General features: G+C 32.9%; 19 protein-coding genes and 1 pseudogene. 6 read left to right on the top strand and 14 right to left on the bottom strand.

Going from position 1 to position 23,586, the window contains the following annotated elements:
- Position 1: 1 nt before the first annotated feature.
- From IPJ23_18960 to IPJ23_18945, 4 genes and pseudogenes are all read right to left on the bottom strand, one after another.
- Positions 2 to 433: a YjbQ family protein gene (locus IPJ23_18960; protein MBK7632723.1), complete on the bottom strand. Its 432-nt coding sequence runs from the start codon at positions 431 to 433 to the stop codon at positions 2 to 4.
- 165 nt (positions 434 to 598) lie between these two features.
- Positions 599 to 1,356 (bottom strand): annotated as a pseudogene (locus IPJ23_18955) (T9SS type A sorting domain-containing protein).
- Positions 1,292 to 2,188: a hypothetical protein gene (locus IPJ23_18950; GenBank protein ID MBK7632722.1), complete on the bottom strand. Its 897-nt coding sequence runs from the start codon at positions 2,186 to 2,188 to the stop codon at positions 1,292 to 1,294. The pseudogene IPJ23_18955 and the gene IPJ23_18950 overlap by 65 nt, the downstream one beginning before the upstream one ends.
- Before the next feature lie 77 nt (positions 2,189 to 2,265).
- Positions 2,266 to 2,907, bottom strand: a complete 642-nt coding sequence (locus tag IPJ23_18945) for a T9SS type A sorting domain-containing protein (protein ID MBK7632721.1) — start codon at positions 2,905 to 2,907, stop codon at positions 2,266 to 2,268.
- Between the two features lie 1,248 nt (positions 2,908 to 4,155).
- Between IPJ23_18945 and rocD the strand changes: the two genes are divergently transcribed.
- Positions 4,156 to 5,376, top strand: coding sequence for an ornithine--oxo-acid transaminase (gene rocD, locus IPJ23_18940; protein ID MBK7632720.1), 1,221 nt, complete (start codon positions 4,156 to 4,158; stop codon positions 5,374 to 5,376).
- Between the two features lie 113 nt (positions 5,377 to 5,489).
- On the opposite strand, the gene IPJ23_18935 is transcribed toward rocD, so the two are convergent.
- Positions 5,490 to 8,114, bottom strand: coding sequence for a response regulator (locus IPJ23_18935; protein ID MBK7632719.1), 2,625 nt, complete (start codon positions 8,112 to 8,114; stop codon positions 5,490 to 5,492).
- A 102-nt stretch (positions 8,115 to 8,216) separates the two neighbouring features.
- On the opposite strand from IPJ23_18935, the gene IPJ23_18930 reads away from it, so the two are divergent.
- The 4 genes from IPJ23_18930 to fabF all read left to right on the top strand — a co-directional run bounded on the left by IPJ23_18930 (position 8,217) and on the right by fabF (position 11,402).
- Entirely contained in the window at positions 8,217 to 8,786 is a 570-nt protein-coding gene (locus IPJ23_18930; GenBank protein ID MBK7632718.1) for a phosphatase PAP2 family protein, read from the top strand.
- A 20-nt stretch (positions 8,787 to 8,806) separates the two neighbouring features.
- On the top strand, positions 8,807 to 9,541 hold the full coding sequence (locus IPJ23_18925; GenBank protein MBK7632717.1) for a DUF3298 and DUF4163 domain-containing protein: 735 nt from the start codon (positions 8,807 to 8,809) through the stop codon (positions 9,539 to 9,541).
- Between the two features lie 4 nt (positions 9,542 to 9,545).
- Entirely contained in the window at positions 9,546 to 10,013 is a 468-nt protein-coding gene (locus tag IPJ23_18920; protein ID MBK7632716.1) for a GNAT family N-acetyltransferase, read from the top strand.
- Between the two features lie 132 nt (positions 10,014 to 10,145).
- Positions 10,146 to 11,402 carry a beta-ketoacyl-ACP synthase II gene (gene fabF, locus IPJ23_18915; GenBank protein MBK7632715.1) on the top strand — a complete coding sequence of 419 codons (1,257 nt, stop codon included), beginning with the start codon at positions 10,146 to 10,148 and terminating at the stop codon, positions 11,400 to 11,402.
- Positions 11,403 to 11,651: 249 nt separating this feature from the next.
- Here fabF and IPJ23_18910 read toward each other — a convergent pair whose 3' ends face one another.
- The 3 genes from IPJ23_18910 to IPJ23_18900 are packed head-to-tail and all read right to left on the bottom strand — an operon-like array spanning position 11,652 to position 14,125.
- Positions 11,652 to 12,353, bottom strand: coding sequence for a hypothetical protein (locus tag IPJ23_18910; protein ID MBK7632714.1), 702 nt, complete (start codon positions 12,351 to 12,353; stop codon positions 11,652 to 11,654).
- A gap of 12 nt (positions 12,354 to 12,365) precedes the next feature.
- Positions 12,366 to 13,205 (bottom strand): ABC transporter permease subunit, encoded by an 840-nt coding sequence (locus IPJ23_18905; protein ID MBK7632713.1) that lies wholly within the window; start codon positions 13,203 to 13,205, stop codon positions 12,366 to 12,368.
- On the bottom strand, positions 13,205 to 14,125 hold the full coding sequence (locus tag IPJ23_18900) for an ABC transporter ATP-binding protein (protein MBK7632712.1): 921 nt from the start codon (positions 14,123 to 14,125) through the stop codon (positions 13,205 to 13,207). Before IPJ23_18900 ends, IPJ23_18905 begins: the two co-directional genes overlap by 1 nt.
- A gap of 421 nt (positions 14,126 to 14,546) precedes the next feature.
- Here IPJ23_18900 and IPJ23_18895 point away from each other — a divergent pair, with 421 nt between their 5' ends.
- Positions 14,547 to 18,137 carry a vitamin B12-dependent ribonucleotide reductase gene (locus IPJ23_18895; protein ID MBK7632711.1) on the top strand — a complete coding sequence of 1,197 codons (3,591 nt, stop codon included), beginning with the start codon at positions 14,547 to 14,549 and terminating at the stop codon, positions 18,135 to 18,137.
- Positions 18,138 to 18,224: 87 nt separating this feature from the next.
- Here the strand turns inward: IPJ23_18895 and IPJ23_18890 are convergent, their stop codons facing one another.
- The 6 genes from IPJ23_18890 to IPJ23_18865 form a co-directional block, all read right to left on the bottom strand.
- The gene (locus tag IPJ23_18890; GenBank protein MBK7632710.1) at positions 18,225 to 18,926 is read right to left on the bottom strand and encodes a C40 family peptidase; all 702 of its coding nucleotides are present in this window, start codon (positions 18,924 to 18,926) and stop codon (positions 18,225 to 18,227) included.
- A gap of 3 nt (positions 18,927 to 18,929) precedes the next feature.
- Positions 18,930 to 19,784, bottom strand: coding sequence for a sigma-70 family RNA polymerase sigma factor (locus IPJ23_18885; GenBank protein ID MBK7632709.1), 855 nt, complete (start codon positions 19,782 to 19,784; stop codon positions 18,930 to 18,932).
- A 160-nt stretch (positions 19,785 to 19,944) separates the two neighbouring features.
- Positions 19,945 to 20,337, bottom strand: a complete 393-nt coding sequence (locus tag IPJ23_18880; GenBank protein MBK7632708.1) for a PIN domain-containing protein — start codon at positions 20,335 to 20,337, stop codon at positions 19,945 to 19,947.
- Positions 20,327 to 20,506, bottom strand: a complete 180-nt coding sequence (locus tag IPJ23_18875) for a hypothetical protein (GenBank protein ID MBK7632707.1) — start codon at positions 20,504 to 20,506, stop codon at positions 20,327 to 20,329. Before IPJ23_18875 ends, IPJ23_18880 begins: the two co-directional genes overlap by 11 nt.
- Positions 20,499 to 21,662, bottom strand: coding sequence for a phosphopentomutase (locus IPJ23_18870; protein ID MBK7632706.1), 1,164 nt, complete (start codon positions 21,660 to 21,662; stop codon positions 20,499 to 20,501). Before IPJ23_18870 ends, IPJ23_18875 begins: the two co-directional genes overlap by 8 nt.
- 33 nt (positions 21,663 to 21,695) lie before the next feature.
- The gene (locus IPJ23_18865; GenBank protein ID MBK7632705.1) at positions 21,696 to 23,552 is read right to left on the bottom strand and encodes a GAF domain-containing protein; all 1,857 of its coding nucleotides are present in this window, start codon (positions 23,550 to 23,552) and stop codon (positions 21,696 to 21,698) included.
- Between the last annotated feature and the right edge of the window lie 34 nt (positions 23,553 to 23,586).

Below are 23,586 nucleotides of genomic sequence, written 5' to 3'. Positions count from 1 at the left end.
TTTATTCTTTAATTCCTGTTAGTTGAACAATAATTTCCCTGTTACGCGGCCTGTTATCAAAATCAACAAAAATTATCTGCTGCCAGGTTCCCAAAATTAACGATTTATTTTTAAACGGCACTGTAAAAGATGCGCCCTGCAAAGAAGCCCGAACGTGAGAATGCCCATTTCCATCGTGCCAGGTGTCATCGTGATGATAATTTTGATTTTTGGGAATTATTTTTTCAAAAAAATTGGGATAATCTTTTAACAACCCGGGTTCATATTCAATAGTTGTGATGCCTGCAGTTGAGCCGGGCACAAATATTAAAGCACTTCCTTCAATAAATTTGTTTTCACTGATTACATCCTGAACTTTATTTGTGATATTAATTATATCGCAATCCCCTTTGCTCTTTAGCGAAATTGTATGTGTTTCTATTGTAAAATTCATATTCTTTTGAAGCAATATCTTTTGTTTTGATGGAAAAAATAAGTTGGGCATTTTGCGATAATCAAGGGAATAAAGATGTGAATGATTTTGTAGGGTATGGTCTCCCGACCATTCCGCGTATTTATTGTTTTCATTTCGGATCGGACAGAGTCCGATCCGTACAATTTATTTCATCAAGAGCATCTTCTTAGTCTCAATAAAATCACCAGCCTTTAGCTGATAAAAATAAACTCCTGACGCTGGACCTTGCCTACTGGCAGGCAGGTTCTTGCTACTTAATTCTGAATTAAATTCAACTTCATAACTTCCTGCACTTTTTTCTTCATTAACAAGAGTTGCAACTTCTTTTCCAAGAACATCAAAAACTTTTAGATAAACAAACGATTTCTTCCCTGGTTGATTTGCAATACTAAATATTTAGTAATTGGATTAAACGGGTTTGGATAATTCTGTTCTAAAGAAAATTTAGTTGGAGCTATTTCAACTTCAATTATATTTGAATATTCAAACGTTCCATCAAAATCTATTTGCTTTAACCTGTACTGATATTTTCCTGCTAAAAGATTTTCATCAATAAAAGAATAAGTTTGTGGTTCGGTTGTTGTTCCCTTTCCATTTACATAACCAATATTCTTCCATTCTTCTCGTCTTTCGTCTTGCGTTTTTTGTCTCTCGATTTGGAAGCCCTGGTTATTTCTTTCCGTTGCAGTTTGCCAATTGAGAACTACATCATTATCAATAACAAATGAGGTGAAAGTAAGGAGTTCAACAGGAACGATTCCATTTTCATTAAAAACAACTAAACCTGCATTTTCAGTTGCAATCCAAAGATTTCCAAAATTATCAAATGCAAGATCTCTAATAACAATCAGTTTGGGGTAATTGAGAGTTCGAAGTACTAAATACAGTCCAATTTGTGCCATCAAATTTTATTAGTTCTGCATAATCTATGAATGTTTCGGTTCCAATCCATAGATTTCCATCATTATCAAATTCAATTGCGGTAGCAATAAAATTAAAACCGGAATAATTTGTTCCATCAAATTTAACTAAATAACCCCAACCTCCCATTCCTGTTGCAAACCAAATATTATTTAAGGAATCACTTTTAACATCAGTACAATAAAGACCAACCGGTCCATTTTGTGGTGGAAAATATTGTAATGAATCATCTTGAAATAAGTATAATCCCTCCCCATCGCCAATCCAAATTGATTGATTATTTAATAATAATTGACGATAACCGTTTGCCAACTGTAACGAAAGATGTGTTAACCAAATGCTATCATCTCTAAATTCCATTAAATAATGAGTTGACGAAATTGGAAAATCTATATTTTTAAGAAACCACACATTATTTAGACTATCAAAAAGGATTGAAGAAATACTATGGCCTGGAAATGTTGAATCTGGAATGCCATATACATACCAATCAGTACCATCAAACTTTGTTAATTGATTTCCTAATCCACCCCAAAAATTAAACTCATTATCAACACTAATTGTACTAAAAGAATTTGTAGGAATATTTGAGTTACTTGTATTATAAACTGTCCAGGAAGTAGTATCTATTTTAAGTATTCCAGATTCATAAAATGAAATCCATTTTCTATTTAACTGATCAACAACAATATCACCTACGGTATTAGAAGGCACACTGGAATTTGAGGTATCATATATTATCCACTGAGGATTATTTTGTGAATAACCAATAACACAATGTAGAATGACTAAGAGCAGTACTAACTTTTTCATAAAAGCCCCTGAATGAAAAATTATAAAATAATCTCACTTCAAACGAACGAAATAAATATCTTAAAATCAAATAAAATCTACCTCATCAGCATCATTTTTTTTGTTTCAATGAAATCCCCAGCTTTTAATTGGTAGAAATAAACTCCGCTTGGTAAAGACGTGGCATGCAACGTCTCTACTGAATTGAATTCTATTTCATAACTTCCTGCTGATTTTTCTTCATTAACAAGAGTTGCAACTTCTTTACCTAAAACATCAAATACTTTTAGTGATACAAATTGCCTACTGCTTATTGCATATTGAATACTGGTAGTTGGATTAAATGGGTTTGGGTAGTTTTGTTCTAAAGAAAACTTTGTTGGTTGATTTATCTCAATTTCAATTGTATTTGAATATTCAAACGTTCCGTCAAAATCAATTTGTTTTAATCTGTATTGATATTTTCCAGCAGAAAGATTTTCATCAACAAAGGAATATGACTGTGGTTCAGTTGTAGTTCCCTTTCCATCAACAAAACTAATACTATTCCAATCATCACTTCTTTCGTCTTGCGTCTCTCGTCTCTCGACCTGGAATCCTTGATTGTTCGTTTCTGTTGCTGTTTGCCAATAGAGAGTTATATCATTTTCATTAATTGATGAAGAAAAAGAAATTAGTTCTACTGGAATAATTGCAGGAACATAAGCTGTTGCTTCATTACTTCCAATACTTCTACCCATAAAGTATGGGCATTCCCCTCGTGTATGCAGCCTATATGTATAAGTATGATTTTGTTCAACACTTCTATCTTCAAATGATAGGGAATCATAACAAGTATAACCTATACTATAATATGAGTTAGTATCGGTTGGAAGACCATCTTTACGCATTATTTGATAAGCTAATGTTGGACTAGGGGCATAACCACGCGACCAGTTTAATGTTACTTTTTGAATTGAAGTGTCTTCTTGAACTGCAAGATAATTTGGTGGATTATACGTTTCAATTGGATGACCAATATATAAATTATCGATATACCAATTATTAATATTGTTCGAATTCCCAGAATAATAAAATCCAATGTTAAAAATCTCGGGGATACTTTCTCCGCTTATTAAGATTTGTTCTCCTAAACTATTTGTAACCTTTTTCTCCCAGATGGAGGTCCATGAAATTCCATTATTTGTAGTATAAGCCATACCAACAGTTACGGTATCTGTAAACCAGTATATAAAATGATTGAATCTTATATATGTTCCATATCCACCTGGAATTAATTTATTCATTCTAATGTAAGATTTACCAGTAAAAAGTGGTGAATAATTAAATACTAGTTCTGGTGGATCGCCTGCAGCAAATCCTAAAAAAGATAAATCCCAATTATTTAATCCTAAAGGTCCAACTTTAGTCCAAAGGTTTAAGTCATCAAAATTTTCTTCTACAATTTCTCCAGGCCAAATTCTTGTCCTAAAATACCAAACAGGTCCAATAGTAAAACTACTTGAATCATGTTCAACAATTCGCCAGTAATATTTTTTTAGGTAATCGTAGTTGACAAAATTCGGCATTATCTGCGTATAAGCTGTATTAGGATAACCATTTAATACTTTAACAGAATCACTCAAATTTGCAACAAGCAATGAATCATCACTGAAATATACTTCATTGTAAACAGTTTCAATTGGATTCCTCCACTTTAGAATATGTTGGGAACCGTGAACACCTTCAGCACCTGGTGCAGTCATTGGATTGAAGGGTTGACCCGGACCTTGTGCAAACAGTTGAATAGAGAATAGAATAAACAAACCAATCATTAACTTCTTCATAAAAGCCCCTTAATGAAAAATTATTAAATAACTTCACCTCAAACGAAAGAAATAAAAGCATTAAAGTCAATCAAATTGTAGTTAAATCTGGTTTGGTTATTCAGTGCTTAAGGGCTAATTTTTCAGAGCAAATTTTTATTATTTGAACAAATTGGAAGGCTTATGAACTCAAAATATTATATGGATCTAGAGCACAAATACGGCGCTCATAATTATCATCCGCTGGAAGTTGTAATTGCAAAAGGTAAAGGCGTTTGGGTTTGGGATGTTGAAGGTAAAAAATATCTCGATTTTCTTTCTGCTTACTCTGCCGTTAACCAGGGACATTGCCATCCAAAAATTATAAACACACTTATTGAGCAGGCACAAACTTTAACATTAACCTCACGCGCATTTTATAATAATGTGCTTGGCGAATATGAAAAGTTTGTTACTGATCTTTTTGGATATGATAAAGTGCTTCCTATGAACACAGGTGTTGAAGGTGGAGAGACTGCTGTTAAGCTTGCACGCAAATGGGCATATGACCTAAAAGGAATTAAAAAGAACGAAGCAAAAATTATTGTAGCTAATGAGAACTTTCACGGCAGAACAATGATGGCTGTTTCTGCTTCTACCGATCCTGATTGTTACGAGGGATTTGGACCATTTGTACCGGGATTTGAAAAAATTCCTTACAACAATATTGCTGCTTTAGAAAAAGCTTTGGAAGATCCAAACGTTGCAGCATTTATGGTTGAACCGATCCAGGGTGAAGCCGGTGTTTTTGTTCCTGATGACGGTTATCTAAAGAAAGCACAGGAACTTTGCAAAGCTAAAAATGTTTTACTCATCTGCGATGAAGTTCAAACTGGATTAGCAAGAACAGGTAAAATGTTAGCTTCAGATTATGAATCCGTTAAACCTGATATTTTAATTCTCGGTAAAGCTTTATCAGGCGGAGTAATGCCTGTTTCCGCAGCTTTAGCAAATGATGAAGTAATGCTTGCGATAAAACCCGGTCAGCACGGTTCAACTTTTGGCGGCAATCCCTTAGCTTGTAAAGTTGCTATCGCATCATTAGAAGTTTTGATTGAAGAAAAACTTGCAGAAAATGCTTTTGCAATGGGTGCTTACTTTAGATCAGAAGTTCAGAAAATGGTAAATGAATTTGAGAATCTTACTCTTGTAAGAGGTAAAGGATTGTTAAATGCAATTGTAATCAAACCTGCTAAAAGTGGAAAAACTGCGTGGGATGTTTGCGTTGCGTTAAAAGAAAACGGAATGCTTGCTAAACCAACTCACGGTGATATTATTAGATTCGCTCCACCGTTAGTAATAACAAAAGATGAAATTGATTTGGCGATAAGTATTATCAGAAAGGTAATGAAGGATTTTAATTAAAAGAGTGTTGTCATTCTCATAAAAACGGGAATCTAAATCGATTAAGATGAAGCAGATTCCCACTTTTGCGGAAATGACAATTTGGTTTTTCGGTTAAACTCCTAGTAATAGTTTTAAATCTTATTTTTAAGAACTTCTCGCGTTTCTCTAATCGATTTGGATAGTTTTGGTAATCTTTCCTCAATATTTCCAAGATCATTATTACGTGCAGAAACCTCAATTCCAAGAGCCTCATCACCAACTAATTTTGCACCAACTGAATAGCTTGATCCTTTTAAAGTGTGTGCAATATCAATAATTTTTTTCACTTCATTCGTTGAGTGAAGTTCGCGAAGTAATTGTAATTTATGTTCAGCATCAACTAAATAATCCGTAAGTAAATCTTTTTCAAAAACTTCATCGCCAAGACTTATTTGTTTTAATCTTTCAAAATCAAACAACCTTAAATCATAAACATCATCTTTAACTTTTTTATTATCTGTGTGATTAACTTTTAAAAAGTGATCGATCAATCTGATAATTTCTCTTGCAACCATTGGCTTTGCAACATATTCATCCATACCAGCTTCAATACATTTTTCACGGTCCCCAATAAGTGCGTGTGCAGTTATTGCAATAATTGGGGTATTACATTTTGGCTCGGCAAGTGCTCTAATCATTCTAGTAGCTGCAAATCCATCAACATCTGGCATCTGCACATCCATTAAAATCAAATCATAATGCTGCTGAGTATGTGCTCGAACAGCTTGTTCACCATTCATTACAGCATCAACTTCGTATCCGGCCGAGTTAAGAGTTCTTATTGCAACTTTTTGATTTATAAGATTATCTTCTGCAAGTAAAATTTTAAATCCTTTTCTTTTATCAATATGCAGTTTTATATCCGCATCAGTAAACTGAGATTCTTCAATTTCTGCAAGTGCATTTTTTTCTTCTTCAGACTGCGTTTGAGAAGTATTGTTTTCTTGTTCCTGAACAACAATGTTAAAATCAAACCTGCTGCCTTCACCAACCACACTATTTACAGAAATGTCTCCTTCCATTAGGCTTGTAAATTCTTTGCAAATAACTAATCCCAAACCTGTTCCGCCTAAACTGCTTCCTTCAATTCCTGTAATTTGAGAAAATGGTTTGAACAATTCTTTAATTTTATCGGCCGGGATTCCAATACCTGAATCGTAAATAGAAGTGCTAATTCTTACCTTACCTTTTTCTAAAACATTAGTTTTAACAGCAATTTTTATTTCACCCTCTTTAGTAAACTTAACAGCGTTACTTAAAAGGTTAAGATATATTTGTCTGATTCTTGTAGGATCGCCTACAAAATTTAAATTTTTATCTTCAGGTAATTCGGAAGTAATGTTTAATGAATTTTCTTTTGCTTTTGGGCTTACAATTGAAATAGCCTGAGTTACAATTTTCTTAATGTTAAAGTTTAAGTTTTCAAGTTCAATTTTTCCAGCTTCTATCTTTGATAAATCAAGAACAGCATTTATTGTATCAAGGAGTGATTCAGCAGAAACCTTTGCACTTCGTATAAATTGTTTTAGCTCATCGTGGCTTCTATAAGATTCATTTTCGATTAAAGATAAGAATCCAATTATACCATTCATTGGTGTTCGGATTTCGTGACTCATATTAGCAAGGAACCTGCTTTTTGCAGTACTTAATTTCATTGCTTCTTTTGCAAGTGCGTCGGATTTTTCTTTTTCGGCTTTTAGTTCAAGCTCAGCCTGCTCACGCAAGTGCTGTGCTTTTACTTCTACAGAAACATCACGAATAGTGCCTTCAAGAAATTTTTTATTTGATTCTTCATCGGTAACGTAACGCACATTCATTTTTACAGTGATGTCATCTTTATTTTTATCAACAAGTGTTGTGATAAAATTTTCTACTGAACCGTGTTTCTTTACTTCGTATAATAGTCTATCTCTATCGGACTTATTTTTATAATAATCGGTAACTCTTGTAATTATTAGATCATCAATACTATCGTGTCCGAACATCTTTACTAAAGAATCATTAGCCGTTAAAAAATCGCCTTCTAATGTCGATTGGAAAATTCCATCGGTTGAGTTATTAAAAATAGCTCTAAACTTTCTTTCTGATTGCTCCACTCTTAATGCATTTTGTGCTACCTGCAGCCGCATTCTAAAATTTATTGCACTGCCAACTACAGAAAGCAAGCTAAGGAATAAAACAAATATTAACGATTCAAACATATTTGGTAAGAAATAGATTTTCTGATCGTTAAAAAGTATTGCTACTGCAAAAACTATGTTGTAGTAGATGGCAACAAGTATTTGATTTTTTATTTCCCAATTAAGAAACATAGCTGAAGTAAATATCATCAACCCAACAATTTGCGAATTTACGATCAAAGAATTGGGAATAAGTAAAATCATTATTGCAGAGGAACCGATGATGGATAGCAATAAAATGTGTACCAGCGGAATTGTATATTTTGTTGCGTTTTTTGATGTAAGAAAAACTAAAATTATAAATGCAACAAGCGTGGCGGATAATCTTACTAAATAAATATCAAACGAATATTCGGCGTGATGTCTTACTTCAAATATCATTGCAAAGATGCCGGAAATGGCTACCATCAACGCAATAACCTTTAGCGGTGTAACTAAATATTTTCCCGTTTCCTGTCTGATACGATCATACCTCTCTTTCAAAAATGGAAGCTCTGAGCTAAAAATAAAACTAAAAAGGGATTTTTTATCTTTCATTTTTTGCTGTTAAAGTCTATAATAAATCTACATAAATTATATGATTAATTGACTCATCATTTCTATCTTAGCAGTAACATTTTTTTACTACAAGTTAGCCATATGGATTTTTTATATTCTATCGATTTATCCGTTTTATACTTCTTTAATCATACAATTTCCACGCCATTTCTAGATAAATTCTTTTCAATCATAACAAATGTTAATAACTGGTACATTACTTATACAATTTTATTGGGCATCAGCTTTGTTAAAGGCGGCACAAGGGGCAAACTTGCCGTTTTGGGAGTTATTTTACTTATTGTAGTGACAGATCAAACAGGTTACAGGATTTTAAAGGAATTTTTTGCAAGAACTCGTCCTTGCAACGTTTTAGCAGATGTTCTCACTCCGCTTGGTTGCACGGGTTCATTTTCCTTCCCATCAAATCATGCGCTTAACAATTTTGCCGTTGCAATGTTTTTTTACAGATTATTTCCCAAGTTAAAGTGGATATTATTTGTTATTGCTTCCTTAATTGCAATCTCAAGAGTGTATTTAGGTTTGCATTATCCATCAGATATTTTGGGCGGAGCTATCATCGGATCAGCTTTTGGATATATTTTTGCATCGGGAGTTTTGTACTTAGAAAAATATTTTCTTGATAGAAAAATTAACCGATCGGAATCTTAATTGATTCGAAAGGTTTTAAAATGAAAAAATTATTTGTGTTGTTTGCGATTTTAATATTTGCAAACAACTTAAAGGCTTTAAATTTAAATATTCTATTGACTGATACACTCGAAATTAAAACTTCAAATTACAACAATAGCACTGCAGATAGTTCTGTTTGGATTAATATTGATTATCCACAAATCACCGGATTAAAAAATATTGCAGTGGAATTAAAAATAAACAGGTTTTTAGAAGACGAGTTTAAGCAATCAATCCCTTGGTATGATGAAATTCAATCTGATTCATCTTATTATGAAGATGTATCTTATGATATGCAATACTCTTTTGAAACCGGTTATACTGTAGAATACAATTCCGAAAAATTTGTTAGTGTTGTATTAAATCATTACCAATTTACCGGCGGCGCACACGGCAACTACTTTGCACTCGGCTACAACATTAAAACGTCTGATGGTAAAAATCTTACATTAAAAGATATAATTAAATCAGATTCGTTTGATATTTTAACTGACGAATGTGAACAATCAATTTTAGAATCATATCAAACAAGCACTCTAATTGAAGCAGGATTATTTGAGGATGAAATAGTTCTTGAGGATGATCAGGATTTTTATATCACACCAACATCGTTGATTGTTCAGTTTGATCCATATGAAATTGGGCCATATGCAATGGGAGAAATAATGGCAGAAATTCCTTTTAAAAAGATAAAAGATATTTTAAAAGACAATCTTCCATTTCCAACAAACTAAAATCATGAACAATCAAATTGTAATACGATTTGCAAACAAAGAAGATGTCCCAGCAATCTTTTCTTTAATAGAAGAATTAGCTGAGTTTGAAAAATTATCAAATCAAATAAGAACCAACGAAGCAGAATTAAAACAAACGCTTTTTGGTGTTGAGCGATTTGTTGAAATTCTTATAGCCGAATTTGATGGCCAAATTGTTGGGCAAGCATTATTCTTTAAAAACTTTTCAACATTTCTTGGCAAACCTGGAATCTACCTTGAAGACCTTTATGTAAAACCAAAAATGCGCGGAAAAGGAGTTGGCAAAGCTTTGCTTGATAAAATTATCTCAATCGCAAAAGAAAGAAATTACGGCAGGGTTGAATGGTCTGTTTTGGATTGGAATGAATCTGCGATAAATTTTTACAAAAAAATTGGCGCAGTTCCTATGGAAGAATGGAAGCTTTTTCGTCTAACTTCAGATAAGTTTTAACAAAAATTATTGCTAATTCAATCAATTTTGCTTATCAACTTTCACTTAAGCTTTTAGCTAATTTTCATTATTTTAACGATTCAAATTTTATCACAAAGAATTCAAAGTTTTAAATATCTAACGAGGAAATAAATGCCTATCACAAATAGAAGAGTAGTTGTAACTGGAATGGGAGCTTTAACTCCTATTGGATTAACTGTTGATGAATTCTGGAACGGAATGATGGAATCAAAAAGCGGTGCTGCTATGATTAAGCAATTTGATACCTCCAAAGTTGAAACAAAATTTGCATGTGAACTTAAAGGCTTTGATGTTTTAAATTTTCTTGATAAAAAAACTGCACGAAGGTTAGATCCATTTGCGCAATATGCCTTAGTTGCAGCAAAACAAGCAGTCGATGATTCAAATCTAAAACCGGAAACTCTAACCGAAGAGGAAAAAAATAGAATTGGAGTTATCTTCGGAAGTGGCATTGGCGGCATCCAAACTTTTTATGATCAAGCCGTTACAAATCGTGAGCAAGGACCAGGAAGGATTTCACCATTCTTTATTCCGATGTTGATTCCTGATATTGCAGCAGGACATATTTCTATGCAATATGGCTTTAGAGGCCCAAATTATTGTACTGTTTCTGCTTGCGCAACAGGTAATAACAATATGATTGACAGTTATCTTCTTATAAAAGTTGGAATGGCCGATGTAATGGTTGCCGGTGGAAGTGAAGCTTCTATTAGTGAACTTGGAATTGGTGGATTTAATGCAAACAGAGCTTTATCAACTAGAAATGATTCACCTGAAACAGCAAGTCGGCCGTTTGATGCAACTCGAGACGGGTTTGTTATGGGTGAAGGTGGCGGTGCATTAATTCTTGAAGAACTTGAACATGCAGTAAAACGTGGCGCAAAAATTTATTGCGAGATTGTTGGAGCGGGTTTATCTGCAGACGCACATCATATTACCGCACCCCATCCAGAAGGAACAGGTGCAATTCTATCAATGAAAATGGCGATTGAACAATCCGGAATAAAACCAGATGAAATAGATTATGTAAATATGCATGGAACCGCAACTCCACTTGGCGATATAGGTGAAACTAAAGCTATAAAAAAAGTGTTTGGAGATAGTGCTTACAAAGCAAATGTTTCATCAACAAAAAGTATGACAGGACATTTATTAGGTGCAGCCGGTGCCGTTGAAGCAATAGCATCAATTCTTGCGGTGATAAATGATAGGATACCACCAACTATTAACTTCGCAAATCCTGATCCTGAATGTGATTTGAATTATACTTTTAATAAACCACAGGATAGAAAAGTTAATTACGCATTAAGCAATGCTTTTGGATTTGGTGGTCACAACACATCAGTTATTTTTAAGAAATACGAGTAATTATTTTTAGATTTACTCTATTTGCCAATTTGGGAAGGATGAGAAATTTTGGGTTTTATGAAAATGAATACCAGATTTGTCATCCTATTTTTTTTACACAACCATTAAATGACTTTAATTCCGATTAAGGATTATTAATTTGGAATTAAGAATAGTTAAGTTTAGCGGCGGTAAAAAAAATCCCTTAGTGATTGAAGATAGTTAATGTCCTCTCCTCAAAAAATCAAAACCGCCGCTAAGTTTTTAAATTTATTTATTGTCCTTGTTCTCAAAAATCGAGTCTGAAATCCCCTTGTTTACCATATAATTTGAATAACTGACAATAACTTTACCTTTAGTTCTTGAATCGGATGGTTTGTTTTTGTTTTTCTTTTGTGAATCTGATTTATCACCAGAAATATTTCCTTTCAAATTCATCTTATCAATATTAAAAGCAAAAACTATTTTTTCTGGTAATGGATATTTTACTTTATCGTTGTAAGAAAAATCAATTGTAAACGTCCCATTTGTTTTTGTTGTGGATTCTACTTTTCTAATAATTTTTTCTTTTTGATCAATCCATAAAGTTGTTAGAATAACGTCACCTTGAGCACCTAATGGTATAATCTTAACTATTGAAGTTTTAATTCCATTTAGATCTACATCTTGCTCGTAAATTGCAGTATGATCCTTTTGAATCAAAGATGTGGGAGAAAATTCCATTCCCTTTTTAGGAAGCATTGCAAATCCTTCTGCTTCCAGATGAACTTTATCCGGTTGCTTAAAATAAATTTTTGCTATGGTTTCAGGAACTTTAACAAATTCAATATCAACTTTAATTTTTACATCAACCTGGTAATCTTTAACTAAATCAAAGTTTGTGATAACGGCATTTATAATTTCATCAGGATCTTTTGATTGTGAAATCCCAAATTGAAATAATAGTAATATAAAACCGATTATTAATTTCATCTTAACCTCTTCTTATGTTAAAATATCTTTACGTTTAAATATGAACAGAGCTAAAAAATAAAAAACAAGAATATGAGAAAATAAAATTGTTACTGATTTTAATACTTCAGCAGAATCGATAGGGTCTTTAAACATTAACATCCAGTCAAGAAGATAACTTGTAAATAAGAATGGTTTAATTGATTGAATAAATTCTACCGGAATTGCCGATAAAATTAGGAATACAATTATTACTGCCATTGTTGTAATAATTGGTCCTATTGCGTTTTCAACTAATGCTGAAAAAAGGAATGCTAAACTCGCAACAACACTCATTGATAAAGTAGCATAAGCATAAGCAAAGAAGAATCTCCAGAGTATATCACCTTTTGCAAAAACTATTAAACCCTGGCTATTTGTAACAAGAAGTTCTCCAGTTCCTAAAATGATTGAGCCCAAAATAAGACTTGTAAATGCTAACCAAATAATTAAAAGAGTAGTGTATATAATCCCTGCCAAAAATTTAGAAGTGATAATTTGAGTTCTGGAAATTGGTCTGGTTATTAACATTCTATACGTTCCAGCTGACGCTTCACCAGCAAGTAAATCCCCAGAAACTAGTGTAATCAAGAACGGGATATGAACCACAAGGCTCATCATAATAAAGTAAGAAACAAAGTATCCATTTAAGAGATTTCCAACAAGAAAAAAAGATGATCCTAAATCTTCAGTCATTCTATTTAATGTATGTGAGCCCGAGAAATACATTGCAATATGTATAACAGGAACAAGTGTACCGATTGCAAAAAAGCCAATATAAGTTCTCCATTTCTTAAAAATTTTATAGAGTTCTATTTGGATAAGTGTTAACATTATGCAACCTCATCAGTAATTTTTAAGAAATAATCTTCAAGCGATCTTGTTGGAACGACCGCACTAACTGCAATTCCATTCTCCACAAGATATTTGTTCAAATCAGCAATTTCATTGTTCTCAAGTGAGAACATAAAAATAGTTTTTGCTTTATCTTCAAGTTTATTTTTCCAAGCAGAAAGTTCAATAAGTTGGATAGTTTTTTCTTCATCGTCAACTTCAAAAGAAACTTTAAGTTTTTTTGCATTAAGAAGATCATTAACGTAACCTTCAACTTTAGTCGTTCCTTTGTTAATAATTATCATTCTATTTGCAACAAGTTCAACTTCGTGAAGAATGTGCGATGAAAGGAAAATAGTTTTCTTTTCCTCTTTGCTCAAATGTAAAATAAGATCGCGTATTTCCTTCATTCCTTGCGGATCTAATCCGGTAGTTGGTTCATCAAGAATTATTAAATCAGGATTGTGAAGCAATGCTTGGCCCAATCCCAATCTCTGCTTCATTCCATGGGAAAAAGTTTTAACTTTACTTTTATAACGTTTATTTAGTCCTACAAGCTCAAGAACTTCCATAATTCTATTCTTAGATATTTCTTTCCCCGAAATTTTACCAAGAATTTCTAGATTTTTATAAGCTGACAAATAGCCGTAGAAATCGGGTTTTTCAACTATTGCGCCAATTCTTTTTAGAATGTCAATACGATTTTTTTCAAGCGTTTTTCCAAACAATTTTATGCTGCCTTCAGAGGGTTTTATAAGCGATAGTAACATTCTTATTGTAGTACTTTTGCCTGCACCATTTGGGCCTAAAAATCCAAACACATCTCCTTCAAAAACATTAAGGTTAAGACTGTTAACAGCTCGTAAATTTTTAAAGTTTTTGGTTAATGAGTTTATCTCAATTATCTTGTCACCGTTCAATATAATTCTTTCAAAATATTGATTAAAAATATGCTAAAGATAGTCAGTAATCGATAATAAAAAGATACTTTTATTTTGAACGGTAATTTTTTTTGATGGAGAAGTTAAGATTTCTTAATGATGCTAAAATTAATAGATTGTCAAGAGTAAGTTGTTTAAAATTTAATTTGTTTTTTTATAAAATTATTTTCATTTTCGATTTGAAATTTTAGCGATCAAAAAAAATATTTTTCCTTTTTAATTAAGTTTTTTATTTAGAGTTTTTTTTAATAGTTTCTTGATGTGAATTACTGATGAGTGATGAAAAAAAATACAAAGTTTTTTATTTTACAAATTCTCACTCAAAAAATCCCGGATCACTTCTAACCTTATATTATATAAATAGTTTTTTTATTAACTAGTCTATCCTCTGGAGAGTTGGATGCAGATTAACAGATTTTTTACCGCTCAGGGAAAGGATCCTTTATCATCTTTTGAATTTTCTAAACGCACATCAGAGATTAAAAATCCTGATGGTTCCAGTGTATTTAGAATGGAAAATGTTTCGGTGCCAAATCAGTGGTCGCAAGTTGCTACAGATATTATTGCACAAAAGTATTTTAGAAAAGCAGGCATCCCAAAACTTCTTAAAAAAGTAAATGAAAAAGGAATTCCTAAGTGGCTTCAGCCTTCTGTTGCAGATGTTGAAAGATTACAAGAACTTCCAGAAAATGATAGGTTTACTTCTGAGACTGATGCAAAGCAAGTCTTTCATCGTTTAGCAGGAACATGGACTTATTGGGGATGGAAAGCCAACTATTTTGATTCTGAAGAAGATGCAAAATGTTTTTATGATGAATTGATGTTTATGTTCGCAAATCAAATGGCTGCACCAAACAGTCCGCAGTGGTTTAACACAGGATTAAATTGGGCTTATGGAATTACCGGACCTTCTCAAGGACATTTCTTTGTTGATTATCAAACTGGAGACTTAACTAAATCCGATGACGCATATACACATCCGCAACCGCATGCATGCTTTATACAATCTGTAAGTGATGATCTGGTTAATGAAGGTGGCATAATGGATCTTTGGGTACGTGAAGCTAGATTGTTCAAATATGGTTCGGGTACAGGATCAAATTTTTCTGAACTGAGAGGTTCTCACGAATCATTAAGTGGCGGAGGTAAATCTTCGGGCTTAATGTCTTTTCTAAAAATCGGAGATAGATCAGCAGGAGCAATTAAATCTGGTGGAACTACAAGACGTGCCGCAAAAATGGTAACTCTCGATCTTGATCATCCGGATATTGAAGAGTACATTAATTGGAAAGTGATTGAAGAACAAAAAGTTGCAGCAATCGTTGCTGGTTCAAAATTATGCAATCTACATCTTAACAATATTATGAAAGCTTGTTATGATGAACATCCAGAAAATGATAGGTTTAATAAAAAACTCAACAAGAAATTAAGTTATGCAGTTTTAGAAGCAAGAAAAGCTCAAATCTCTAATAATTATATAGAACGTGTAATCCACCTTGCAAAATTAGGATTTAAATCAATCGAATTTCCTATATATGATACTGATTGGAATTCAGAAGCTTACGCAACTGTAAGCGGTCAGAATTCCAATAACTCTGTTCGCGTTACAAACGAATTTATGACAGCCGTACTCAATGATGGAAACTGGAATCTATATTGGAGAATCGAAAAAAGAAAAGCAAAGAAAGAGAAGAGAAATCCGAAGGCTTGTAAGACCTTAAAAGCAAGAGATTTGTGGGATCAAATTGCTTACTCAGCTTGGTCTTGCGCTGATCCGGGAATTCAATATCACACCACAATTAATGAATGGCATACTTGCCCAGCTGGCGGTGAAATAAAAGCATCTAACCCTTGTAGTGAATACATGTTTCTTGATGATACAGCATGTAATCTTGCCTCACTAAATCTTGTAAAATTTTATGATGCTGACAAACATCAATTTAATATAAATTCATACAGACACGCTACCAGAATTTGGACTATGGTTTTGGAGATAAGCGTATTAATGGCACAATTTCCAAGTAAAGAAATTGCTCAATTAAGTTACGAGTATAGAACTTTGGGATTAGGTTATGCAAATCTTGGAACATTACTAATGTTACAAGGAATTCCTTACGACAGCCGTGAAGGATTTGCAATCTGTGGTGCGTTAACATCAGTTATGCATATGACATCTTACGCAACTTCTGCCGAACTTTCCAAACAAGCCGGACCATTTCCAAAATATGAAGAGAACAAGTACAATATGTTGCGAGTTCTCAGAAATCACAGAAGAGCGGCTTACAATGTACCAAATGAAGAATATGAAGGATTAACAATTTATCCGGTTGGAATCAATCCCCAGTATTGTCCTTCTGATCTACTTAAAGCTGCTAGAGAAGATGCTGACAGAGCTGTAGAACTTGGTGAACTGTACGGCTTCAGAAATGCTCAAGTTACAGTAATAGCACCTACAGGAACGATTGGGCTAGTGATGGATTGTGATACTACCGGTGTTGAACCCGATTTCGCATTGGTAAAATTTAAAAAGTTAGCTGGTGGTGGATACTTTAAGATTATTAATCAATCAATTCCACCTGCTTTAGAAAAGTTAGGATACAACAAAGATCAGATTAATGAAATAATTAGATATGCCAAAGGTTCCGGTACATTTGATGGCTGTCCTTATATCAATCCGCAATCGTTAAAAGCAAAAGGATTTACAGATGAAATTATTGCAAAGATTGATAAATCACTTCCTTCTGTTTTTGATATAACTTTCGCGTTTAACAAGTTCTCACTTGGTACTGATTTCTTAACAAAGACTTTAGGATTTGATGCTGACGAAATTGATTCATATGATTTTGATGTTTTAAGTAAACTTGGTTTTTCAAAAACTGAAATTTCATCTGCTAACGATTATATCTGCGGTACAATGACTGTTGAAGGAGCACCTTTCTTAAAACATGATCATTATTCGATTTTTGATTGCGCGAATAAATGTGGTAAAAAAGGAACAAGATTTATTCGGGCTACAGCTCACATCAAAATGATGGCATCAGCTCAGCCATTTATCTCAGGTGCTATTTCTAAGACAATAAACCTCCCCGGCAATGCAGGCATTGAAGAGATTAAAGATGCTTACATGCAAAGCTGGAAACTTGGAATAAAAGCAAATGCTCTTTACCGCGATGGTTCAAAACTTTCTCAGCCACTAAATACAATGAGCGATGAAGAAGTTGAAGCATTAATGGATGATAAAGAGAAAAATGATATTGTAAAAGTCGCTGAAAAAATTATTCACCGTTACATAGCAAAAAGAAGAAGATTGCCGGATAGAAGATCGGGTTATACTCAAAAGGCTAAAATCAACGGTCAATCAGTTTATATACGAACCGGCGAATACGATAACGGTCAATTAGGTGAGATATTTATCGATATGCACCGCGAAGGAGCATCTTTCCGAAGTTTAATAAACTGTTTTGCTATCTCAATCTCTTTGGGATTACAGCACGGTGTTCCGCTTGAAGAATTTACTGACGCATTTGTATTTACAAGGTTTGAACCAAGTGGAATTGTAACTGGAAACGATAAAATTAAAATGGCAACTTCAGTTATTGATTATATTTTTAGAGAACTGGCTGTAACATATCTTGGAAGAAATGATCTTTCACACGTTGATACCGATGAAATCACATCAAAAGCATCAAGAGGTATCGTAAAAAAATTAAGTGAGCCTGAATTTGAAAGTGAAGAGATTATAAGTGAACGGCTTGTTGAACTTGATAAGGACAATCCTGAAAAATACAGCTTTGCACCAGGAACAAAAATTACGGCCACAAAAGAAAGAAAAACTCAAACAGTTAATAGCAGTATAAATAACAAAGTTAAACAAGCAATTGAAAATGGTTATACCGGTGATATATGTCCTGAATGTCAAAGCATTACTATGGTTAGAAACGGAACTTGTTTAAAATGTATGACTTGTGGTTCTACTACCGGTTGCAGTTAAATAAATAAAATATTTAGTTAATAAAAAAAAGCTGTTCGATTTTTGAACAGCTTTTTTTATGAAGATCAAAATGCATAGTTACAAACTTTACTCTTCATCTATTCTGCGCGCACCCATATATCTTTTATCATAATAGGAATGTTCAAGTGAAGAAATTGTTACTCCTAATTTTGAGGATGCATGAGCAAACAAATTTTCACCAATATAAATACCAACATGGCCTGGTTTAACTCTTCTTCTAGTATTAAAAAAAATAAGATCACCAAATTTTAATTCATTTCTGTTATCAATTACAGTTCCCTGTTGAAACTGATCTCTAGCCGTACGATTCAGATCTAATAACCACGAATTTTTATAAACACTTTGAGTAAATGCACTGCAATCAATACCGTTTAGTGAATTACCGCCATACTTATATGGTGTATTTAAATATTTGATTATTTCCATTAACATTAAATCTCTTTTAGTAGCATTGAGTCCCTCAGCATCTGAATTAGTTTTATTCTGATCTAGATTTTTTAATAATTCCGTTAGATCAATTTTTGTTTCATCTTCAGGTAAGTCACTAGGATCCTGATATTCTAGAATATCTTCATCAAATACAACTACAGTATCATCAATAGACGATGTATTTCCTTTTGTAAACCTATTTTCACTAGATGAATTGAGTTTATTGGTTTCATTATTATCCCCATATCTTAAAGAGCCAGTAGAACTTGAACATGCGTTAAATGAAAAGACAGAAAATGCTACAATTGAACATATAATTAAAGATTTAAGAATTATCATTTATTATCCAAGATATGATTTTAAAATTTTGCTTTTAGAATTATGTCTTAATCTTCTAATGGCTTTTTCTTTTATTTGACGAACTCTTTCACGAGTTAAATTAAACTTATCACCAATTTCTTCTAGTGTCATAGGATTTTCACCTTCCAGTCCAAAGTATAACTTTATAACTTCTGCTTCACGATCGGGAAGCATGGCAAGCACATGATTTATCTCTGTCTTCAGTGATTCAGAAATTAATTCAGTATCAGGTGCAGGCAATTCAACATTCTCAATTACATCCAACAAACTGTTTTCATCGCCCAAGGAAAAAGGTGCATCTACGGAAACTTGTTTACCATAAAGTTTCATTGCACTGGAGATTTCATCCACATCCATTTCAAGAGCCTGAGCAATTTCCTCAGCACTTGGTTCACGTTCAAATTCCTGCTTTAAATTGCTGTACGCTTTTCCAATTTTATTGAGAGCACCAACACGATTTAATGGAAGTCTAACAATTCTCGATTGCTCAGCCAAAGCTTGCAATATTGATTGTCTTATCCACCAAACGGCATAAGAAATAAATTTGAAACCGCGAGTTTCATCAAAGCGTCTGACGGCTTTAATCAAACCTAAATTTCCCTCATTTATTAAATCTCCAAGTGCTAACCCCTGATTCTGATATTGTTTTGCAACACTTACAACGAAACGCAAATTAGCTTTTGTAAGTAACTCCATAGCACTTTCATCACCCTTTTTCATACGAATAGTAAGTTCTATTTCCTGTTCGGGTGATAATAATTCAACTTTACCAATTTCCTGAAGGTACTTATCTAAAGATTGATTATCACGATTTGTAAATTGTTTAACTATTCGCATCGTATCATCTTGAAAATTAGTTTACTACTAAATAGAAATTAGTTGAAATACTTACTTACAATTCAATATCTAATATTATCTAAACTTTGCTTTGATTAAAAATAGAGATGAAATGATTTAAAATAAAGTGCGAACTTTAACTACGTTTATAACATTATAATTAAACCGAGTGAGGATGAATTGATTGTACTTTTAAACCCGAATATCGTTCTGGATTAAACGAGACAATGGTTAATCTATTTTGTTCAGCTAAAATATAAAACAATGCATCGCGAATGGTTTTAAAGCTATTTGCACAATCAGAAATTGATAAACTATATCTGGAATGTAAACCAAGTACTTTGAGCGCGTTTAATAAATCTCTTACTTTTTCTTTTTGATGCTCCGACTTTGCAACCATAAATAATTCTGAAGCGTTTAATACAGAGGTAAAACAAATTCCTTTTTGCATCAACGTTTGGAGTAATGGTTTTCTACCAGGATCGTTAATGCTTAAATAATCTATAAGTATATCTGTTTCCAACAGATATTTTGGAGTTGCATCAATTTTCATTTACAGAACTGTTTCCAAAATCGGACAATGAAAGTGAACCGCGGGCTTTTAAAAATTTTACTATAATTTCTTTTGGAAGCTCTTGAATTTCTTGGATCCGCTTCACTAAATCCATATCAACTTCTAAACCTTCAATAAAATTATTATTTATTTCTTTTGAATCATTCATTCAAGAAACTTGTACCTTTTAAATTATTTTCGATCCCGAAATAGGCTGCAGCAGTTTTTCCAACATCCGAAAATGTATTTCTTATTCCCAAATCCGTTGTAATTTTATTTTTCCCATAATATAAAACAGGAACATATTCCCTACTATGATCTGTACTTGGTGTGGTTGGATCGTTCCCGTGATCTGCCGTAAAAATAACTCTGTCTGTAGAATCAAGATTTTTAAAAAAATCAGGAAGAAAATTATCCAAATCCTTAAGAGCATTTGCAAAACCTGCAACATCATTACGATGCCCAAAGTAAACATCAAAATCCACAAGGTTTATAAAAATTAAACTGTTATGATATTCATTTGAAGCCTTTATTAGCTGTCCAAATCCTTCTTTGTTAGATTTTGATTTTAGTTGAACGGTAATTCCACGATCGTTAAAAAGGTCATTAATTTTTCCAATCGCAACAGTGTTAATGTTATTTTTTTGCAAAAGATCAAGAATAGTTTCTGACGGAGGAGCTAATGAATAATCTTTTCGATAAACGGTTCTCTCGTAACTTCCACTAAGACCAATAAAAGGTCTTGCTATTACACGCCCGACTTTTAGGGGATAGATCAAAACTTCGTTTCTTGTTATATCACAAATTTTATAAAGTTTTTCTAGTGGAATAACATCTTGATGGGCTGCAATCTGAAAAACTGAATCAGCAGATGTATAGATAATTGGGAAACCCGTTTTTATATGTTCATCGCCAAGTTCCTTGATAATTTCTGTACCCGAAGCCGCTTTATTTCCAAGAAACCCATTACAGTCAGTAACCTCTAAAAATTTATTCGTAATATTTTGGGGAAACCCTTTTGGAAAGTAATCAAAATCCGTATCGACAAACAAACCGCTTAACTCCCAATGTCCGGTTGTGCTATCTTTCCCTTTTGAAAGTTCTGTCATCTTACCAAATGAGGCAATCGGATTATTAATTTTATCCAATCCTTTAATTGGAATAATATTTCCAATTCCAAGATTTTGAAGATTTGGAAGATTTAATCCATTAACCGAAGTTGCAATATTTGCTAACGTGTTGCTGCCACAATCTCCATAAGAATTAGCATCTAGTAATTCTCCAACCCCAACTCCATCTAATACGATTATAAAAAAATTATTCATAATGATTTAACACAATAGAAGAGATAGAAAAGATTAGTTAATATTTCTAACGGCGTTTCCGCCTTTTTCAACAGCCTTTTGTAGTGCCAATTCCGCATTGCTAAAAACTTCATCGGTATCAAGTTTTCCGTGAGTTGAAGCCACACCAATAGAAATGGTGTAAGTATTTTGTTTAGAAACAATTGCAATTGGTTTGCGAGCAATTTTCACTCGCAGTTTTTCTGCCCAGATAAAAACATTTTTTGCATCAGTGTTAAAGAAATAAACGGCAAATATTTTTTCATCTACTCTGCCAAAAATGGTTAATGGAGTCATTTCTTTAGCGATTGATTCTGCAACAACTTTTAAAACCTTTGGCAATGGATCGCCATCAAACAAAGATTCTTGTTCAAGAAATTCATCTATCTTTATTAGTGCCAATGCGCCTGGGACATTTAGTGTATTGGCTTTGTAAAGATCGGAGCTTAGTCTTTCTTTAAAAGTCTCTAAATTAAGTGCTCTAGTTTCAAGATCGAGAGCAATTAAACTTTTAATTAGGGTTTGAGATGAGTGTGAGTAAATAATGTAGGAAATAATATTAACCGAATTGTTAAGAAACTTAACATCAGAATTTGTATAAATGTTTTTTTTCAGGCTTTCAAAACAAAGAACACCAAAATTCTGACTTCCATACATCAATGGAATTGCCATAAAAGAACCATCAAAAGTTAGATCTTCAGATTTTGAATATCTCTTATAACTATCTGATGCAGTATCATCTATCTTTACAGGAATACCGGACATTATTGCTTTACCAACCAGTGTTCCAGAAAGATCAATTTGTAATCCTTGTCCAATGTACTTTAGCGAAGTTTTATTAGTAACTCTTAACGCTTCAAACTTTTGTTCAACGGGTTTGAAGTAAACAAAAACAAAAGCATCCCATTCGATTAAATCGCTTAAAGCATTTTGCATTGAAGAAAGAACTCCGTCTTCAGTATCAAAATTAGTTTCTGGTCCAATTAGGTTAAGTAAACCTTTTAATCTTTGCTGAGAAACAGAATCAGAATGCTTTTCTTCAAAAATCTGGATGATCATTGTTATAACTCTAACAAATCTTCCTAGAGAATAGATAGTTTCTATTCCAAATTGATCACCGACTTTAGAATCAACAGCAATTATAGCAATAAGTGATCCTTCATAAAACAAAGGAACTCCAACAAAACTTCTTATCCCCTGTGCTTTATCATAGTATCTGATAACATCAGATTCTGCTGCGGGAGAAATATCACTTAATAATTCAGGCTCACCTTTTTGTACTATCTTACTTAAAATATCATCTTCAATGTCAAATTTTCTTCTAGCAATTTCATTCGGTGATGCTGAAACAAATTTTTCAATCGTTAATTTTTCTTTTTTCTTATTGTACCAAAAAAATACTGCCGTGTGTGCTGAGTATGCATCTTTAATTACGGTTAGCATTTTTTCTAAGGCAAAAGAAAATTGCCCATCATGCCCAATTTCAGGCGGTAGAGATTCATTTGCTATTTCTTCAAATCTTTCTCGCAAATCTGGTGGAATTAAAGTAGTCTTATTTATTTTAAAATCAGGAGTATAATTGTCGGAAGTAATTACTTCAACTTTAGAGGTCTTAGAAACTATTTTGAATGATTCATCGTGGTCGCTAACGGGAGGAATAGTATAATCATCATCAATCTCATCTTTTTCGTTAATGGAATATCTGCCATCAAACCTAACAGAATCTCTTAAGAAGATAATGAAAGCTACATAGATAATAATTACAGCAATTGTTATAACCCGTATTAATAAATCATCCGTAATAAAAAGCAGAATTGCAAGAACAGGAACTAATAAAAATATAAGTATTCTTTTTTTTTGTCTTTTATCCATTGAAAATAGTTCTTACAGATGATTAATACTTAGT

Source organism: Ignavibacteriales bacterium (assembly GCA_016709765.1).
Lineage (GTDB): Bacteria > Bacteroidota > Ignavibacteria > Ignavibacteriales > Ignavibacteriaceae > IGN3.
Note: the sequence above shows the minus strand (reverse complement) of the source record. Positions and strands in the feature narration are given on the sequence as shown.

Coding starts and splice junctions, on each gene's coding strand:
- IPJ23_18960 (MBK7632723.1), bottom strand. CDS start 433: ATGAATTTTACAATAGAAACACATACAATTTCGCTAAAGAGCAAAGGG.
- IPJ23_18950 (MBK7632722.1), bottom strand. CDS start 2,188: ATGAAAAAGTTAGTACTGCTCTTAGTCATTCTACATTGTGTTATTGGT.
- IPJ23_18945 (MBK7632721.1), bottom strand. CDS start 2,907: ATGGGTAGAAGTATTGGAAGTAATGAAGCAACAGCTTATGTTCCTGCA.
- rocD (MBK7632720.1), top strand. CDS start 4,156: ATGAACTCAAAATATTATATGGATCTAGAGCACAAATACGGCGCTCAT.
- IPJ23_18935 (MBK7632719.1), bottom strand. CDS start 8,114: ATGAAAGATAAAAAATCCCTTTTTAGTTTTATTTTTAGCTCAGAGCTT.
- IPJ23_18930 (MBK7632718.1), top strand. CDS start 8,217: ATGGATTTTTTATATTCTATCGATTTATCCGTTTTATACTTCTTTAAT.
- IPJ23_18925 (MBK7632717.1), top strand. CDS start 8,807: ATGAAAAAATTATTTGTGTTGTTTGCGATTTTAATATTTGCAAACAAC.
- IPJ23_18920 (MBK7632716.1), top strand. CDS start 9,546: ATGAACAATCAAATTGTAATACGATTTGCAAACAAAGAAGATGTCCCA.
- fabF (MBK7632715.1), top strand. CDS start 10,146: ATGCCTATCACAAATAGAAGAGTAGTTGTAACTGGAATGGGAGCTTTA.
- IPJ23_18910 (MBK7632714.1), bottom strand. CDS start 12,353: ATGAAATTAATAATCGGTTTTATATTACTATTATTTCAATTTGGGATT.
- IPJ23_18905 (MBK7632713.1), bottom strand. CDS start 13,205: ATGTTAACACTTATCCAAATAGAACTCTATAAAATTTTTAAGAAATGG.
- IPJ23_18895 (MBK7632711.1), top strand. CDS start 14,547: ATGCAGATTAACAGATTTTTTACCGCTCAGGGAAAGGATCCTTTATCA.
- IPJ23_18890 (MBK7632710.1), bottom strand. CDS start 18,926: ATGATAATTCTTAAATCTTTAATTATATGTTCAATTGTAGCATTTTCT.
- IPJ23_18885 (MBK7632709.1), bottom strand. CDS start 19,784: ATGCGAATAGTTAAACAATTTACAAATCGTGATAATCAATCTTTAGAT.
- IPJ23_18880 (MBK7632708.1), bottom strand. CDS start 20,337: ATGAAAATTGATGCAACTCCAAAATATCTGTTGGAAACAGATATACTT.
- IPJ23_18875 (MBK7632707.1), bottom strand. CDS start 20,506: ATGAATGATTCAAAAGAAATAAATAATAATTTTATTGAAGGTTTAGAA.
- IPJ23_18870 (MBK7632706.1), bottom strand. CDS start 21,662: ATGAATAATTTTTTTATAATCGTATTAGATGGAGTTGGGGTTGGAGAA.
- IPJ23_18865 (MBK7632705.1), bottom strand. CDS start 23,552: ATGGATAAAAGACAAAAAAAAAGAATACTTATATTTTTATTAGTTCCT.